This window comes from Paenibacillus psychroresistens, from assembly GCF_009728935.1.
GTDB lineage: Bacteria > Bacillota > Bacilli > Paenibacillales > NBRC-103111 > Paenibacillus_AC > Paenibacillus_AC psychroresistens.
Genome location: NZ_CP034235.1, coordinates 7,897,888 through 7,914,198, shown reverse-complemented (window position 1 = coordinate 7,914,198; position 16,311 = coordinate 7,897,888). Strand labels below are relative to the sequence as shown.

The window sequence follows — 16,311 nt, the reverse complement described above, 5'->3', positions numbered from 1 at the left end:
AAAATTAATGAAATCTAATTGATAACGAAAGGGGTAAGTGAATGTCACAAGCGAATATACCAAATATTACACCAACAATTAGTATAACTAGAGATGATGTGTTCAATCTCTTGTTAGCATCGATTGCGATGGAAGAATTAGGTCTAAGCCATATTATTAATGCCGAGGCAGAAAAAATTCAGTATAGCTTGGGGACTCTCCCAGGACTAACTATACCGACTTCCATTAGTACAATCCTACTAGTGAATGAAAGTGTTCAAGCGACAATGAGAGAAGCGATTAAGAAAGAAATGCTTTTAGAGAATAAGCTCGAGGCCATTCTGAAGGCTACAGCTTCCTCTGGAACGGTAGGAACTATGGGTGCTACTGGAGCAACGGGTACTACTGGAGTGACAGGGGCAACGGGTGATCCGGGAGTAGCGGGGGCAACTGGAGTGACGGGTGCAACGGGCGATCCGGGAGTAACAGGAGCAACTGGGGTAACGGGTGCAACTGGGGTAACGGGAGCAACTGGGGTAGCGGGTGCAACGGGCGATCCGGGAGTAGCGGGCGCAACTGGAGTGACGGGAGCAACTGGGGTAACGGGTGCAACAGGCGATCCGGGAGTAGCGGGAGCAACTGGGGTAACGGGTGCAACAGGCGATCCGGGAGTAGCGGGAGCAACTGGCGTAATGGGTGCAACAGGCGATCCGGGAGTAACAGGTGCAACTGGAGTAACAGGAACAACAGGAGTAACGGGTGCAACTGGCGTAACTGGCGCAACAGGTGTAACAGGCGCAACTGGAGTGACGGGTGCAACAGGTGATCCGGGAGTAACAGGAGCAACTGGGGTAACAGGTGCAACAGGCGATCCGGGAGTAGCGGGAGCAACTGGGGTAACGGGTGCAACAGGCGATCCGGGAGTAACAGGTGCAACTGGAGTGACGGGTGCAACGGGCGATCCGGGAGTGACGGGTGCAACTGGGGTAACGGGTGCAACAGGCGATCCGGGAGTAACAGGTGCAACTGGGGTAACGGGTGCAACAGGCGATCCAGGAGTGACAGGAGCAACTGGGGTAACGGGTGCAACAGGCGATCCGGGAGTAGCGGGAGTAACTGGAGTGACGGGTGCAACGGGTGATCCGGGAGTAACAGGCGCAACTGGGGTAATGGGTGCAACAGGTGATTCGGGAGTGACAGGAGCAACTGGGGTAACGGGTGCAACAGGTGATCCGGGAGTAACAGGAGCAACTGGGGTAACGGGTGCAACAGGCGATCCAGGAGCAACAGGAGCAACAGGAGCAACAGGAGTAACGGGTGCAACTGGCGTAACTGGCGTAACTGGCGTAACTGGCGCAACAGGTGTAACGGGAGCAACAGGAGCAACTGGAGTAACGGGAGTAACGGGAGTAACGGGAGCAACGGGAGCAACAGGAGCTACAGGAGCAACAGGAGCAACAGGAGCAACAGGAGCAACTGGAGTAACAGGAACAACAGGAGCAACGGGAGCAACGGGAGCAACTGGAGCAACAGGAGTAACGGGAGCAACAGGAGTAACGGGAGCAACAGGAGTAACGGGAACAACAGGAGTAACGGGAGCAACAGGAGTAACGGGAGCAACTGGGGTAACGGGTGCAACTGGAGTAACAGGAGCAACAGGAGTAACGGGAGCAACTGGGGCAACTGGAGTAACGGGAGTAACAGGAGCAACAGGGACAAGTGCAGCATTTATTGAAACTGTTAAAATAGGGGACATAAATTCATTAATTGCATTTAATGTTGGTGGAGGAAACAACCAGGCACTAGGAGCGCTTGCTTTTAATGGACAACAAACTCCAATCAGTAGACTTGCCGTTTATGTCACTCAAATAGGTAGTAACGTAGGTACCTTCCAACTGGCAGTCTTACAACCACTTTCTTCTTCGTCCGCTATAGTTGTTGCTGTAACTACGGTAGCAACTTCATTAACAGGTGGTTTGTTTATCTTACCGTTAACTACACCTACTACTCTTTCAGGTAATATTTTATATTATCTTGCTGTATACAACCAAATTAACGGATCAACTTTAGGTGGTCGTAGTACAGGGTCAGGGACAGTAGTAAACGCTTTTGCGATCAATTTCAGGGTTCAGAATATCTTAGGATTTACAGTTGGCCAGTTAATAAATACAAGTGATACAAGTTTACTATTATCACCTTGGATCGCTGGGTTAGTTTAATTCATCGAACATATACGAATCAATAAAGAGCAATCATTCAGGAGTAAAGATCCTGTTTGATTGCTCTTATTGTGTAAGAATAGAGGTTTATTATTTAGCAAGTTCTTGCATTAAGGAAGCACATTACCTGCAGCAAGAAGGATAGCATACCATTCTTCACGTGTCAGATGAATATCGCTTGCTTTAATACAGTCCTTTAACCGATCAATATTCATCGTGCCGATTACAGGCTGCATGTGTGCAGGATGGCGCAAAAGCCAAGCGATTGCAATCGTTGTGTTGCTAACTTCATATTTCTTTGCAACTTCGTCAATTTTTTGGTTCAATACCGGAAATTTAGCATTATCGAGGAATACACCCTCAAAGAATCCGTATTGGAATGGTGACCAAGGCTGGATAGTGATATCATTCAGTCGGCAATAATCAAGCACGCCTTCGTCCCGACTTACTGCAGCAGCATTCTCCATATTCACATTAAATCCATGAGTAATCATAGTTGCATTGGTAATACTTAATTGCAATTGGTTGGCAACAATCGGTTGCTTCACTGATTTCTTCAACAGTTGGATCTGCATAGGAGTCTGATTGGAAACACCGAAATGCCTCACTTTACCGGAGCTTTCAAGAATATCAAAAGCCGCTGCTACTTCTTCCGGTTCAACTAACGTATCTGGGCGGTGCAGTAGTAGAATGTCCAGATAATCGGTTTTCAATCGTTTCAAGATGTTGTCTACTGACTCAAGGATATGTTCCTTGGAAAAGTCGAACATGCCTTTTCTAATGCCGCACTTGGATTGCAGGATGATTTTCTCACGAATACTTGCATTCATGTGGATAGCATCCGCGAATATTTCCTCACATTTACCAGCGGCGTATATATCTGCATGATCGAAGAAGTTTGCACCTTCTTCAAGCGCTGTTTGAACAAATCGTTCAGCCCCAGCTTTGTCTAGTGAATCAATACGCATACACCCTACTGCAACGACCGGCACCTCTAATGTGCTGGAACCCAGTTTTATTGTCCTCATTGGTTTATTTCCTCCTAAGTGATTACATTACTTGCTGGAATTAGTATAGCTGAATTAACAGTCGTAAGTAAGGGCTGAAATATTAGTAAGTAAGTTAAAGAAAAGTAACTGTGGTTATTGTAAAATAAGACTAAGCTTAAATGAGGAGTGAGATAATGGGGGCATGGGGAACGGGGATTTCTAGCAATGATACCTACTGTGAAGTGTATGAAAGATTTTTCTCCATGTACAATGAGGGTCAGGAAGCAGATGAGATTTCAAGAGCGTTAATTGAGATATTTGATGAAACCATTCGCTGTGAAGAGGATCATACTAATTTTTGGTTTGCATTAGCCAAAGCACAATGGGAATGTAAGGCACTTGAACCTGAGGTGTTTGAAAAAGTAAAATCTTTGATAGAAGGTTAAGAAGATATACGAATCTGGAGAGAGCTTGAAGCAAGTGAAAAGGACATAATTGCAAGAAGAAAGGTACTCTCCAAGTTCTTAGCAGCTTTTTCTGTAGTTAAAGAGAGTCCAAAAAAACGAAGGAAATTTCGCTATAAGCCAGCAATATTTCAAAAGGGAGACTGCATTGTTTTTCAGCTTTCTAATGGGAATTATGGCGGGGCGTTCATCTTAGAAATAGTTGAATCTAAAGAATGGGGGGATAACGTTATTGTTAAAACTAGGATTAATCAGGAGGAAAAACCTTCACTCCGTGATTTCGAATCGGCTGAAGTGCTTGTTCGTCCAATAAAACAATTTGAAAACGGCGCTTATATCACAATGGAGAGTGCAGATGTCCAGTGGTTTACTCCGGATGGCTTTAAGCCATATTCAGATTTATTCGAAGTAATTGGTAATCGTGAATCGCATAAATTCATTGATTTAACTAAAACAAGAACATATTCAGGAGGATGGAACCTCATAATTAGTCAGACCTCGGAACAATTTGAACAAGAGCGAACAGAGGATATTTCAGAGACCAAGATCCGGCTTATGGATTATATCAAGAGTTAGCTTTGTCGCATTTAGTGGAATCCTTGCCGTAATTCAAATATACTTGGATCAACAACATCGAATGGAGACTGTGAAGTTATGGCGGATTTACCTAATTGCCCACAATGCAATTCACAATACACTTACGAAAACGGAAGCCTTTTGGTTTGTCCAGAATGTGGTCATGAGTGGACTTTAGAAGTAGAATCTGGAAACAGTGAAGAGAACAATATTGTCAAAGATGCCAATGGTAATATTTTAAATGATGGTGATTCGATTACTATAATCAAAAACCTTAAGGTAAAAGGAAGCACATCTGATCTGAAAATAGGCACGAAAGTCAAAAATATCCGCCTGATAGTGGATGGGGATCACAATATTGATTGCAAAATTGACGGCTTTGGAGCTATGAAATTGAAATCTGAGTTTGTTAAAAAACTATAAATATAAGTGGGAGGGATTGTAAGTGGAGATAGGAGTAAGCACGTTTGTAGAAACATCACCAGATGTTCAAACAGGTGAAGTAATGAGTCATGCGCAGCGATTGCGTGAGGTTGTCGAGGAAATTGTGCTTGCCGATCAAGTTGGGCTGGATGTATTTGGCGTAGGCGAACATCATCGTAAAGATTATGCAGCGTCTTCGCCTGTAGTCTTGCTGGCTGCGGCTGCTTCACAGACGAAACGAATTCGCCTGACTAGTGCCGTTACTGTGCTATCATCGGCCGATCCGGTGCGTGTGTTTCAGGATTTTGCTACACTAGACGGTATTTCGAATGGACGAGCAGAGATTATGGCAGGTCGGGGTTCATTTATAGAATCCTTTCCACTGTTTGGCTATGATCTAAAAGACTATGATGAGTTGTTCGAAGAGAAGCTGGAGCTGCTGCTAAAATTACGGGATTCGGAGAAGGTAACCTGGAAGGGCGGGCATCGACCAGCTTTTACTAATCTAGGTGTATACCCGCGGCCTGTGCAGAATCCTTTACCCGTGTGGATAGGGAGCGGGGGAAATTCGGAATCCGTTATCCGTGCTGGTCTGCTTGGTTTACCGCTTGTACTAGCGATTATTGGCGGAAGTCCGCTGCAATTTGCACCACTGGTGCAGCTCTATAAGAAAGCAGCTACTCATGCAGGCCATGATGTATCGAAGCTGCCTGTTGCTTCTCACTCCCATGGTTTTGTTGGTGAGAACACGGAGCTCGCGGCAGATAAATTCTTCCCATCTACTCAAGCAACGATGAATATGCTCGGCAAAGAGCGGGGCTGGGGCCATTACGACCGATCCAGCTTTGATGCTGCACGCAGCTTCGAAGGAGCTTTATATGTAGGTGACCCAGAGACTGTCGCCCAGAAAATTATACACCTCCGCAAGAACGTAGGAATTACACGCTTCTTCCTGCATGTGCCTATCGGTACAATGCCTCACGAAGAAGTCATGAGAGCCATTGAGCTGCTGGGTAAAGAAGTAGCGCCGCGTGTTCGCGATGAAATAGCTAGATGGGAAGCAGAGAACGAGTAGTATAGGCAGATTTATGAGGGCTCAGCTATATAGCTGAGCTCTTTTGTATTCGGTTGGTGTCAGGCCGGTAATTTGCTTGAACAGCTTACTGAAGTAATAAGGATCTGGATAACCAACTTGCTCTGCAATATCTTTAAACAGCAAGCGTGGATGCTCTTTAATCAACCGTTTGGCTTCTTCGACCCGCAGTTATATTAGATAATCCAAGGGAGATTTGTGATTTTTACTCTTAAAAACATAGCTGAGATAGGAAGGGTTCAGGTTGAATTTCTCGGAAAGATCGGTCAGCGAGATATTGGTCACGTAATATTTCTCCAGATATTCCTCTACCTCGGTAAGCCAATCTGCTTGCTCTGCTTCTTCATTTTCCTGAAAAAGTCTTCCGAAAATGCGCTTGAGATGATCGATAATTAACGCGGATTCTCGGGTTCCCCAAATCGCATGCTTGATCTCATCCTCCATGCTTCTGGCTTTATCAGAAGCTATCGATGGCTGCGCATTGGATTCGAGTACCCTTACAAGATGCTGCATCGTTTCCACCCACAATGCCCTCGGGGCTGCTTCCAATTCACAGATGGCGATTATTGATAACAGCTGCTTTTCGAATTCATGCTGCTTTTGCTTGCGCTGAAAAGAAATTAAATGGTTCAAATGATTAACAGAGAGATCCATTCTACGGGAATCATGTATGGGTTCAGCAGCTTTAACAACCTCAAAAGACATTTTTTCTACATAATTATGGGTGAAAGCCGCTTTGCGTGCTTTAGTAAGCAGCTGCGGGATGCGGGCAAGACCGTCTTCAACTGGCAGTAAGACGAAGCTGACTGCTTCGGTATCTGATAATCCTCGGAGATCCGCTTCAATCTCCAGGTAGCGCTTCTCCTGAATATCATGAATACCAAATAAGAGGATACACTCATGTGCAGAAGCAGAAATTAGATAATGCCGTTCCCCTTGTCTGGGAAATTCGCCAGCCTTATCCAACAGCTGTGTTAAAGGGAGGCTGGTCTGCAGCTCTGGAGGAATCCAGGCATATAGCAATATATAATTCGCATGGTAGAAATATTCGCGTGCCATCTTCTCCGTTTTGGTGAAATTCTCAAGTGAATGATGGTTGGGAAAAGCCATATGCTGGAGGATTTCCGCTTCGACCAACGATTGGTTCTGCATGAGATTATCTTTAAGAGCAGTCAGCAGCTCTGCTATACTATCCACGGTTGGTGGCTTTAATAGATAGTCTGTAATACCCCGGCGTATTGCCATGCGGGTATATTCGTAATTCTGATATCCAGTGAGAATGACGCATATAATCTCCGGATATTTCTCACGCACCTGCTCCAATAATGCAGCCCCATCCATAACAGGCATCTGCAAATCTGTAATCAGCACATGCGGCTTTACGATATCCATTTCCAGCATCGCTGCAGTCCCGTTATGGTACTCGCCAACTACTTTAAAGTCAGGGTCAATGCTGATAATTTTCTCTTTAATACTGCGTATAATTGGGGGCTCATCTTCAACAATGACAACGCGAAACATTAGATCGTCTCCCCTCTATTACGAATGATCATGCGAATTTCGGCGCCTTCAGGCAGATTGCTCACGTTAAATTGAACTCGATCTTCCCAGAACATGCGGCAGCGGGTTAATGTATTCTCAACTCCAACACTCCCTAGTCCGCGCTTGGTAATTTCCAGGAGCTCTAGGGTTTGGCCGGAGTGCAAATGCTCGGTAATCCGCTGGATCTGCTCAAGTGCTGCTTGGCTAAAACCAATTCCATTATCTTTAATCGAAATAACCCATGTGCCATCATCGCTTGGACTGCTGCTAATATTAATCTGGATTGACCAAGGGGGCTCTACCTGCTGGAAAGCATGGGTAAAGCAGTTTTCGAGAAAGGGCTGAAGCAGCAGCTTTGGACTAATTCCTCTTCAAGGGCAGGATCCAGCCAGACTTCATATTGAAATTGATACTCAAAACGCATCTTCATCAGCTCCAGGAAAGAAACAGCGTGTTTAAGCTCCTCTTTAATAGCTACTGGAGTAGAGATAGACTGGGTGCTGTATCGCATCATTTGAGTAAGCTTATAACACATTTGCGCTACATTCGGATTAGCCGATTCTTCCGCCAGTCTGCCAATCGAGCTCAGAGTATTATACAAAAAGTGAGGATTCATTTGGGCATACAGCGCTTGCATCTGAGCGATATTCTCACGATGCTGCAAATCGATTACCTGATTCATCGAGGTATGGAAGCCCAATGTCATTTTGACAATGGTTTCATATAGCTCGTTTACTTCGTAGGAGTATTTAAATTGCAATGGCGATAATGAAAACGGAACATCCGCCAAATTAACTTTTCGAACGTACCGCTGCAGCTTGAGGATTTTATTGCAATAGCTGTTATATCTTTCATAGCTTTATATTTCCTTCGTAAACGGGAGGTTCAGCTATGACTAATAAACCGCTATTATTCGTTAAATGGGTGCTTATGTGTATCTTAAGCTTAATCATCTTTATTCCACTCTTGTTTATTGTCTTAAATGCGTTGAAAAATACGCAAGAAGCGGCTGTCTTGAAACTTACGCTTCCTAGTGAATGGATGTGGAGCAACTTTTCGGTTGTTTTTGAGCAGGGGAGGATGCTGCGCGGGCTAATTAACAGCAGTATTGTTACAGGAGGCTCTGTCGTACTCACTATCAGTATTGGTGTCTTGGCCGCATTCATTATCGCTCGACGTTCAGGTAAAGTGATGAATGTGATTTATTTAATCTTTGTAGCCGGATTAATAGCGCCATCTTCGGTTATTCCAACCTTTAAGCTGATGCAGTTTTTCCATTTGAATAATCATTTTACGGGTGTCATTCTGTTATATGCTGCCTTAAATTCACCTTTCATTATTCTGATGATGACCGGGTTTGTAAAATCGATTCCCAAAGAAATCGACGAATCGGCATTTGTGGACGGTTCACATGGGATCGGACTATTCGTTCGGATTATATTGCCGTTATTGGTTCCTTCCATTACCACTGCGTTGATTTTTGTTTTCCTCGGGGTTTGGAATGATTTCCAGCTGCCGTTGTATTTTCTGAATAATTCAGAGAAGTGGACAATCCCGCTTTCCGTGTTTGCTTTTAAATCTAAATTTGGTTCGGATTGGAACTTAATTTTTGCCAATTTAATTATCGCCATGCTGCCTATTCTACTGGTTTATGCAGTTGGGCAAAAGCTGATTATCGATGAGCTGACTGCAGGAGCGATTAAGGGATAATTTATAGACGCTGGGAGGCGTGACTGTTGTTTTATGACGATAGTAAGCAGCAGTGGATCATTAGAAATCAATATTTTGATTATCGAATAGGCTTGAAGAATAACCAATGTCATCATATTGGTTTTCTGCCTGTTGGTTTGTGGACGGACGATCTGGTAGATCAAATTATGGAGCTTGATCTGCAGCCTGAGGCGGAGGTTCACATCTACCGTGAGAATCGGGCCCAGCACCATGGGCTGAGGTGGATTGGCTGCAGTGCCAGTCAGCGGGCGGAGTATCAGAGCTTTCAAATTGTAGCAGGTGAGAACGAGCAGGAATTGGTGATTACAACATTGGATGTGCGGTCACAGCTGCAAATCAATTATCATTATCGAATATATGAGCATTCTCCCGCTCTAACGCGGTTTGTTTCACTCGTAAATCTTTCCGAAGTGCCAATTTCAATTGAGCATTTAGGATCCTTCAGCCTACACGGGATGCCTTTTTTTAACAAAGCTGAGTTTGGAGAGCAGATTATGATTCACAGCTTTCCTTCTTCGTGGTATTGGGAGGGGCAGAAGAAGTCGGTTTCCGCAGAGGAAGCTGGACTGTTCTCTGCATTCAACCTCGCTAGCCGCATTTACCATTCGTTTGGAAGAGCCCTTTAGTGCAAGGCTTTATGCTATTCAAATGGTTTAAATGATGAATAGCGGCCTTATTGGCCTCTAATCCAACAAGTGGTAAGTTTAGAGGGAAATAAGCGCCTCTTGGGCAGCTTACTAGAGAAACTGGATTCATTGTTAGGAGATAAGGCTAGTGATAAGGAAGATAGTTCTATTAAGGAAGAGCGCTGACCTAAGGGTTAGCGCTCTAAATTTATTGTAATACCAAATATTCTCCCTATTAATTCTCGTCTATAAAGATTGCGCCATTGCCTTTATAACTTGAGAAACCTGATGATCGTCCTTCATACTTTCTAAAGTGTGCCATCCTACTTCCTTTAAAACTTGTAGATCTTTTGCTAATTCGGGGTCATGTCCTAATGTTGGCCTCCAGGCAATGTCCAAAACTCTCTAGCATTTTCAATTTCACGAACCATAAGAATAGAATCATCTTTAATAATAGCTGCACAAGCTCTAGGCCGTTCATTACTCATAAAACGTATCCCTCCTGTCCAAATAGGATTGTTATTCTACTAACTTTTAAATTTCGCTATATTACTTTGTTTCCCTGCCTAAAAGGGGCTTAATTTCGACAGTTTTTTCCAATACTAACTTTATAAATTGTACACATGGAAGTTAACTGAGGTACACAGGAAATACACACCGGTCAAATATAATCAATTTGTAGCAAAAATAAACTATTGGAGGTAATACAGTATGAAGAAAGCAATTATGTTATCCATGGCCCTTTCAATGGCGGTTCTGCCGTCAGCAACAGCAGCATTTGCTGCACAGGAAACAGGTACGAATCAAGCAGCAGTGAGTAAGTTTACAACCGTGGCACGCAGCATGCCTTTGGAGATTTCGGGCAAGGTAGATAAGATCTCTAAAGGCGAATTGACTGTAACTGCCAAAGACGGCAAGGTTTATCTAGTACCGTTGTGGAAGCTCTCGACGATTAATGGTTTTAGTGATCTTGGTCTGAAGGTAGGTACGGAAGTAACCTTGAAAAGCACACAGCCTGATCTAGCTAATGTAAAGTCAGTTTCTAGCTTAGCTTCGCTTACTGTGAGTGCAAAGCCAATTGACATTAAGACTCTAAAAGTAGCAGAAGGTACACTAACTCCATTAACAGCTGTAGATGCTTCGAAGTTAATTAAAGGAGCAGATCTTACCTTTACTGCGGCTCCAAGCATTAAAGCTGTAGGTCATGTTGATTTGAAAGCAATTGATGCTAAAGAAGCTAAAGCAGTTGGTGCTACACTATCAAGCGCTACACCAGTAAGCACTACAGCAATAAGCAAAGATAGCATTACTACATTAACAGCAGTAAAAGGCCCTTTGCCTGATTTATCTAAAGTTCAAGTTGGCACGCTAAAAGTTGTTGAGAATGGAAAAGTAAGCTTTGTTGCACCAGCAGAAGGCAGCTTTACCCTATCAGCTCTAAATGAAGGAACCCAGCTCTTCTTAGCTGGAGAGATAACTGCAAACGGTAAAACAGTAAAAATAAGCAATTAACATATTTCACCAATACGACATAAATTTTGTTTATAGTATACTTATAAGCATAGATTATGTCGTATTGCTTCTTATTATTCTTACATAAGCAAGAGAGCGAGGTTTCCAGATGAATAAGAATATCCTTTTGGTTGAGGATGATATACGAATGAGAGAGATAGTTGTCGATTATTTTTCACAAGAAGATTTTAGAATTATTGAAGCTGAGAATGGTAGAAAAGCCCTGGAGCTTTTTGAAATAGAAGCAGTAGATTTGGTTTTGCTGGATATTATGATACCTGAGGTGGATGGGTGGTCCGTTTGCAAAAGATTAAGAAAAATATCAGATGTGCCTATAATCATGCTAACCTCGCGTGCGGATGAAGACGACAAATTAATGGGGTATGACCTAGGTGCGGATGATTATGTAACTAAGCCATTTAGTCCAAGGGTATTAGTAGCCAAAGCTAAAATGCTGCTAAAAAGAGCAGAAGGCTCAATCGGCCAAATGGATGGTTTTTTTGCGTACAATGGGATTGAAATTAATAGGCTCTCCCATACGGTGAAAATAGATAGTGAAAAAATTGAGCTCGCACCCAAGGAATATGATTTATTGCTCTATTTAATAGAAAATAAAGGAATTGTTTTGACGAGAGAAAGTATTTTAAGCAAGGTTTGGGGTTATGACTTTTTTGGAGATTTACGGGCAGTGGATACCCATATTAAGAAGCTGCGGAATAAACTCGGCGATAAATCAATTTATATCTCTACTGTGATTGGATCAGGCTATAAGTTCGAGGTGAATAAATGAAAAAGCGCAGCGTAACGTTTAAATTGTTTATGATTACTTTGCTGTCGTTTTCCTTATTCTTAGGTGTGTTCATGGCAGGCCAAACTCTATTCTACAAAAGCTTCTATTTAAGCATGAAAAAATCAAAATTAGAAAATAGTATTGAGAAATTCAGCCTGTTGTATGAAAAGGAAAAATGGGATAGCGCAGATATAACGCGAAACGTTAATAAGTTTGCTGACCAGAATAATACGCAGATCGCGATTTTGGATGAAAAAGGGACGGTAAAATTTACTCCTGCCTACGACTTTATTGTGGAAACGACGGATAAACAGCAATACAAGATACCTTTAAACAACATTGTCTACTTAGAGGAATTTCAAAAGTTAAAGCTGGCTATTGGACTGCAGGTAGAGGTAGAAGGGATTATTGACGATACACACAATCAGGTTAGTTATCTGTCCAGCATTTCAAATGATAATGAAAAATGGGAAAATTCTAATCTTAAGATAGTGAATGCTACAACAGCTGCCAATCCTAACTTTACGTTGTCCGGCATAACTCAAACAACGCTTACACCCGTAGCCACCCTTAAAAAAGCAACAGCCGTATCCATAGTGGGTATAGAGCTTAGCCAAAAGAAAATAGATGGTAAAATAATAGCTTTGGAAATACCCACACAGATTTCACAAATGGCTAGCTATAACAAGGAGCTGCTGTGGTCCTCGATTGATTACTGGAATGGGCTCAAGCTGCTGAATCATATTACAATCGAACCGGGTAAAACCATTCAATTTCAATATACGAGCCCTTCAAACGGCATGGATAATATCGTTTTTGCTAAGCCAGTAACCAAAGACGACGGAACTTCTGAGTACGTATTTGCCATATCGTCGCTCCAGCCTGTAGGAGAAGCGGTTGATGTAATGAAAAATTACTATATTTATGGATTTCTTGTGGCGTTGATCCTTATCGCTGCTATGGCACTGCTATTTTCTAAGATTATCACAAAGCCCCTAATTAAGATGAATCAAGTTGCTGCTAGAATGGCTAATTTGGATTTCTCCGAGGAAGTTCCGGTAAAATCTACGGATGAATTAGGAAATATGGCGGTAAGCTTAAACCGGTTATCTCGAAACCTTGGCTCTAGTCTAAGTGAATTAAAAGTGGCTAATGAGCAGCTGCAGCTTGATATTGAGAAAGAGAAGCTACTTGAAACCATGCGCAAAGAATTCGTCGCAAGCGTCTCGCACGAGCTCAAAACACCTCTGGGAATTATCAAAGGATTTGCCGAAGGAGTTAAGGATAATATAGCCGAGCATAAAAGAGAACATTATATTGATGTCATTTTGGATGAAATTGATAAGATGGATGACTTGGTTTTGGATTTACTTGATTTGGCTAAGCTTGAATCCAAGGCTTACAAGCTGGACGCAGAGAGCTTTGATATTATGGATCTTGTGGGTGACGTTGAGGCTAGGCTAATCAATCGTATTAAGGAGAAGCGGATTACGATTAAGCATGAAACGGAAACCCTCAAAGTTTACGGTGATTTTAGAAGAATCGAGCAGGTTATAACCAACATTCTGAATAACGCAATAAGGCATACGGATTATGAAGGCAGTATTACAATAGGCACCAGTAAGCTCGAAAATAAGGTCCATATTTATATAGAGAATAGCGGGAGCCCTATTGCAGAGGATGACCTGAAATTAATCTGGGATCGCTTCTATAGGGCAGAAAAATCGCGAGATCGCAAAACAGGAGGCACGGGACTCGGGTTATCGATTGTAAAGAATATTCTAGAGATGCACGATAGCAGGTTTGGCGTTGAAAATACAGATAATGGGGTCCGTTTCTATTTTACTCTAATGAATAGTCACTGATATTTGGTCTTTGACATGGAATAATATTGCTGTAAAATTGTAGTAATACAGCAAGGTTACATTAATTGTTGAGGTTGATTAAATTTACTCTGGAGGCGGACTATGAAGGTACTATTTATCGGTGGAACGGGAATTATTAGCTCGGGCATTACCAAGCAGCTGTTAGAAGAAGGCTGTGAGCTTTATCTACTCAATAGAGGCAATCGGAATGAGAACCTGCCTGCTGGAGTGAACATTATTAAAGCGGATATTAATGATGAAGCCAACGTAGCTAAGCTAATTGAGAACCATCAGTTTGATGTCGTTGCTGATTTTATTGCCTTTGGTGTGGCTCAATTGGAAAGAGATTTCCGTTTATTTAACGGTAAAACCAAACAGTTTATCTTTATCAGCTCGGCTTCTGCTTACCAAACGCCATTATCAGACTACAGAATTACAGAGGGAACTCCACTATCGAACCCATACTGGGAGTACTCCCGCAACAAGATTGCTTGCGAAGAGTATTTAATTAAGCAATATCGGGAGAATGGCTTTCCGATCACGATCATCAGACCCAGCCACACCTATGACGAACGTTCGATTCCGCTTGGTGTACATGGTAGCAAAGGAAGCTGGCAGGTTGCTAAGCGTATGCTAGAGAATAAGCCTGTGATTATACATGGAGATGGGACTTCTCTGTGGACCATGACACATAACAGTGATTTTGCTAAAGGCTTCATTGGTTTAATGGGTAATATTCATGCAATTGGGGAGTCTGTTCATATCACTACAGATGAGACGGTAACCTGGAATCAAATCCATGAAATCATTGCGGATGCTTTAGGAGTTAAGCTTAATGCCGTTCATGTTTCATCTGATTTCTTGGCTGCATGCAGCGATGAGGATTACCGGGGTGGTTTGTTAGGAGACAAAGCTAACTCAGTCGTTTTTGACAACTCCAAGCTGAAAAGACTTGTCCCTGGATTCGAGGCAACCACGCGGCTTGACCAAGGTATTAAACAAACGATCGCGTACATTCTAGCCCATCCCGAGCTTCAAACAGAAGACACGGAATTTGATAGCTGGTGTGATAAGGTTGTTCTAGAATTGGATGCTGCTATATGGAGAATAAAAGGCTAGAGAGTTAAGTGGAATAGAATAGGCTAGAAGGCCCCACCTCTCGTCGAAAATGATGGTAGGTGGTTTTTTGAGTTATAAAACTTTCCGTTTAGGGTATACATTTTATATAAATTAATCGAGGGAGGCCTTTATATGCAATGGAGAGGCAGAAGAGCGAGCGCAAATGTTGAAGATCGCAGGGGCAGAGGTGGCGGGTCAAAGCTTGTAGGCGGCGGTTTAGGCGGCATAATTATAGTGATTATTGTAACGCTGCTTAGCGGCGGAAATCCAGCAGATCTGCTGAATAGTGTTACCGGTACAGGATCAGATACGACAATCCCTTATGAACAAACCGCAGAAGAACAGGAGCTTGCGGAATTCGTGTCCGTTGTATTAGCGGATACAGAGGATGTTTGGAATGATATTTTCACACAGCAGGGTTTAACTTATGAAGACCCTACATTGGTTCTGTATACGGATAGTGTTCAGTCCGCCTGTGGAGAAGCCGGGGCTTCCGTAGGGCCGTTCTATTGTCCTGGTGATCAGAAGCTATACATTGACTTGAGCTTTTATGATGAACTCCGTCAGCAATTTCAGGCTCCGGGCGATTTTGCCATGGCTTATGTGATTGCCCATGAAGTGGGTCACCATGTCCAAACTCTTCTAGGCACTACGGATGAAATCATGCCGCTTCAACAGAAAATGAGTGAAACAGAGTTCAATGAATATCTGGTTAGGTTTGAATTGCAGGCTGATTATCTAGCAGGCGTTTGGGCCAATCATGCACAGGGATTGGGTTATTTAGAAGCGGGTGATCTTGAAGAAGCATTAACTGCAGCGAGTGCTGTCGGGGATGACAGCATCCAGAAAAAAGCTCAAGGGTATGTTGTACCAGAGAGCTTCACACACGGGACATCCACGCAAAGAAAAGAATGGTTCTCGAAAGGCTTCAAAACAGGAACCATAGAGGGTGGAGATACCTTTCAGCTTAAGGCATCTTGACGATAAGATTGCCTTCTTGCAGATGGACTTCATAGCTTGTAAGCTTTAGACTCGGAATGTGCTGGCAGCGTCCAGTATGAAGCTCGAAGGTCCAACCATGCATGGGGCAGACTAAACCGCCATCCTCGAGATCCACGGTATCACCCGCATGAGGGCAAATACGCGACATTAAGGTATAGCCCTCGCCTTCTTCCATTAGATAAAAAGGTTTACGATCGATATAAATCTCAGCAGGGAATTTAGCATAGTGTTCAATCGGTCCGATCAGAATATCTGTCATAATTAATCTCCTTGTATTATAGAAAGTTAGCTCGATTATACTTCAAATCAGGGAGAGAAACTATCTCTCTTTTTTTGTCGATTCATGGCGAAATTTACCCTTATTATTCCATTTATGCTATG

18 protein-coding genes are annotated in these 16,311 nt (G+C 43.0%); 12 read left to right on the top strand and 6 right to left on the bottom strand.

Translation table 11 applies throughout. From position 1 onward, the window contains the following. The first annotated feature begins 41 nt into the window (after positions 1 to 41). Positions 42 to 2,198: a beta strand repeat-containing protein gene (locus EHS13_RS35465; protein WP_155704972.1), complete on the top strand. Its 2,157-nt coding sequence runs from the start codon at positions 42 to 44 to the stop codon at positions 2,196 to 2,198. Positions 2,199 to 2,308: 110 nt separating this feature from the next. Here the strand turns inward: EHS13_RS35465 and EHS13_RS35460 are convergent, their stop codons facing one another. Continuing rightward, positions 2,309 to 3,226 (bottom strand): aldo/keto reductase, encoded by a 918-nt coding sequence (locus tag EHS13_RS35460; protein ID WP_155704970.1) that lies wholly within the window; start codon positions 3,224 to 3,226, stop codon positions 2,309 to 2,311. Between the two features lie 155 nt (positions 3,227 to 3,381). Between EHS13_RS35460 and EHS13_RS35455 the strand changes: the two genes are divergently transcribed. The 4 genes from EHS13_RS35455 to EHS13_RS35440 all read left to right on the top strand — a co-directional run bounded on the left by EHS13_RS35455 (position 3,382) and on the right by EHS13_RS35440 (position 5,725). Next, on the top strand, positions 3,382 to 3,633 hold the full coding sequence (locus tag EHS13_RS35455) for a hypothetical protein (RefSeq protein WP_155704968.1): 252 nt from the start codon (positions 3,382 to 3,384) through the stop codon (positions 3,631 to 3,633). A gap of 312 nt (positions 3,634 to 3,945) precedes the next feature. Next, positions 3,946 to 4,227, top strand: a complete 282-nt coding sequence (locus EHS13_RS37105; RefSeq protein WP_155704966.1) for a hypothetical protein — start codon at positions 3,946 to 3,948, stop codon at positions 4,225 to 4,227. 78 nt (positions 4,228 to 4,305) lie between these two features. After that, entirely contained in the window at positions 4,306 to 4,650 is a 345-nt protein-coding gene (locus tag EHS13_RS35445; RefSeq protein ID WP_155704964.1) for a zinc ribbon domain-containing protein YjdM, read from the top strand. Positions 4,651 to 4,672: 22 nt separating this feature from the next. Beyond that, positions 4,673 to 5,725, top strand: coding sequence for an LLM class flavin-dependent oxidoreductase (locus EHS13_RS35440; protein WP_155704961.1), 1,053 nt, complete (start codon positions 4,673 to 4,675; stop codon positions 5,723 to 5,725). 21 nt (positions 5,726 to 5,746) lie between these two features. On the opposite strand, the gene EHS13_RS35435 is transcribed toward EHS13_RS35440, so the two are convergent. The 4 genes from EHS13_RS35435 to EHS13_RS35420 are packed head-to-tail and all read right to left on the bottom strand — an operon-like array spanning position 5,747 to position 8,045. Then, complete coding sequence (locus tag EHS13_RS35435; protein ID WP_155704959.1) at positions 5,747 to 5,914, bottom strand: helix-turn-helix domain-containing protein; 168 nt, start codon at positions 5,912 to 5,914, stop codon at positions 5,747 to 5,749. Continuing rightward, positions 5,915 to 7,264 (bottom strand): response regulator, encoded by a 1,350-nt coding sequence (locus tag EHS13_RS35430; RefSeq protein ID WP_155704956.1) that lies wholly within the window; start codon positions 7,262 to 7,264, stop codon positions 5,915 to 5,917. Further along, on the bottom strand, positions 7,264 to 7,635 hold the full coding sequence (locus tag EHS13_RS37700) for a sensor histidine kinase (protein ID WP_405083601.1): 372 nt from the start codon (positions 7,633 to 7,635) through the stop codon (positions 7,264 to 7,266). Before EHS13_RS37700 ends, EHS13_RS35430 begins: the two co-directional genes overlap by 1 nt. Continuing rightward, positions 7,584 to 8,045: a sensor histidine kinase gene (locus tag EHS13_RS35420; protein ID WP_155704952.1), complete on the bottom strand. Its 462-nt coding sequence runs from the start codon at positions 8,043 to 8,045 to the stop codon at positions 7,584 to 7,586. Before EHS13_RS35420 ends, EHS13_RS37700 begins: the two co-directional genes overlap by 52 nt. A gap of 131 nt (positions 8,046 to 8,176) precedes the next feature. On the opposite strand from EHS13_RS35420, the gene EHS13_RS35415 reads away from it, so the two are divergent. From EHS13_RS35415 to ypfJ, 7 genes are all read left to right on the top strand, one after another. Beyond that, entirely contained in the window at positions 8,177 to 8,995 is an 819-nt protein-coding gene (locus EHS13_RS35415) for a carbohydrate ABC transporter permease (protein WP_155704950.1), read from the top strand. A gap of 26 nt (positions 8,996 to 9,021) precedes the next feature. Beyond that, positions 9,022 to 9,642: a glycoside hydrolase family 36 N-terminal domain-containing protein gene (locus EHS13_RS35410; protein WP_155704948.1), complete on the top strand. Its 621-nt coding sequence runs from the start codon at positions 9,022 to 9,024 to the stop codon at positions 9,640 to 9,642. 711 nt (positions 9,643 to 10,353) lie between these two features. Beyond that, positions 10,354 to 11,154: a hypothetical protein gene (locus tag EHS13_RS35405; RefSeq protein ID WP_155704946.1), complete on the top strand. Its 801-nt coding sequence runs from the start codon at positions 10,354 to 10,356 to the stop codon at positions 11,152 to 11,154. A gap of 109 nt (positions 11,155 to 11,263) precedes the next feature. Continuing rightward, complete coding sequence (locus EHS13_RS35400; RefSeq protein WP_155704944.1) at positions 11,264 to 11,944, top strand: response regulator transcription factor; 681 nt, start codon at positions 11,264 to 11,266, stop codon at positions 11,942 to 11,944. Further along, positions 11,941 to 13,809 carry a sensor histidine kinase gene (locus EHS13_RS35395; RefSeq protein WP_155704942.1) on the top strand — a complete coding sequence of 623 codons (1,869 nt, stop codon included), beginning with the start codon at positions 11,941 to 11,943 and terminating at the stop codon, positions 13,807 to 13,809. The genes EHS13_RS35400 and EHS13_RS35395 overlap by 4 nt, the downstream gene beginning before the upstream one ends. A 102-nt stretch (positions 13,810 to 13,911) precedes the next feature. Further along, positions 13,912 to 14,928: an SDR family oxidoreductase gene (locus EHS13_RS35390; protein ID WP_155704940.1), complete on the top strand. Its 1,017-nt coding sequence runs from the start codon at positions 13,912 to 13,914 to the stop codon at positions 14,926 to 14,928. Between the two features lie 132 nt (positions 14,929 to 15,060). Beyond that, complete coding sequence (ypfJ, locus tag EHS13_RS35385) at positions 15,061 to 15,909, top strand: KPN_02809 family neutral zinc metallopeptidase (RefSeq protein WP_155704938.1); 849 nt, start codon at positions 15,061 to 15,063, stop codon at positions 15,907 to 15,909. On the opposite strand, the gene EHS13_RS35380 is transcribed toward ypfJ, so the two are convergent. Continuing rightward, the gene (locus EHS13_RS35380) at positions 15,896 to 16,189 is read right to left on the bottom strand and encodes a Rieske (2Fe-2S) protein (protein WP_155704937.1); all 294 of its coding nucleotides are present in this window, start codon (positions 16,187 to 16,189) and stop codon (positions 15,896 to 15,898) included. The genes ypfJ and EHS13_RS35380 overlap by 14 nt on opposite strands. Positions 16,190 to 16,311 lie beyond the last annotated feature (122 nt).

Coding starts and splice junctions, on each gene's coding strand:
- EHS13_RS35430 (WP_155704956.1), bottom strand. CDS start 7,264: ATGTTTCGCGTTGTCATTGTTGAAGATGAGCCCCCAATTATACGCAGT.
- EHS13_RS35445 (WP_155704964.1), top strand. CDS start 4,306: ATGGCGGATTTACCTAATTGCCCACAATGCAATTCACAATACACTTAC.
- EHS13_RS35395 (WP_155704942.1), top strand. CDS start 11,941: ATGAAAAAGCGCAGCGTAACGTTTAAATTGTTTATGATTACTTTGCTG.
- EHS13_RS35460 (WP_155704970.1), bottom strand. CDS start 3,226: ATGAGGACAATAAAACTGGGTTCCAGCACATTAGAGGTGCCGGTCGTT.
- EHS13_RS35405 (WP_155704946.1), top strand. CDS start 10,354: ATGAAGAAAGCAATTATGTTATCCATGGCCCTTTCAATGGCGGTTCTG.
- EHS13_RS35415 (WP_155704950.1), top strand. CDS start 8,177: ATGACTAATAAACCGCTATTATTCGTTAAATGGGTGCTTATGTGTATC.
- EHS13_RS35455 (WP_155704968.1), top strand. CDS start 3,382: ATGGGGGCATGGGGAACGGGGATTTCTAGCAATGATACCTACTGTGAA.
- EHS13_RS35380 (WP_155704937.1), bottom strand. CDS start 16,189: ATGACAGATATTCTGATCGGACCGATTGAACACTATGCTAAATTCCCT.
- EHS13_RS35390 (WP_155704940.1), top strand. CDS start 13,912: ATGAAGGTACTATTTATCGGTGGAACGGGAATTATTAGCTCGGGCATT.
- EHS13_RS35465 (WP_155704972.1), top strand. CDS start 42: ATGTCACAAGCGAATATACCAAATATTACACCAACAATTAGTATAACT.
- EHS13_RS35400 (WP_155704944.1), top strand. CDS start 11,264: ATGAATAAGAATATCCTTTTGGTTGAGGATGATATACGAATGAGAGAG.
- ypfJ (WP_155704938.1), top strand. CDS start 15,061: ATGCAATGGAGAGGCAGAAGAGCGAGCGCAAATGTTGAAGATCGCAGG.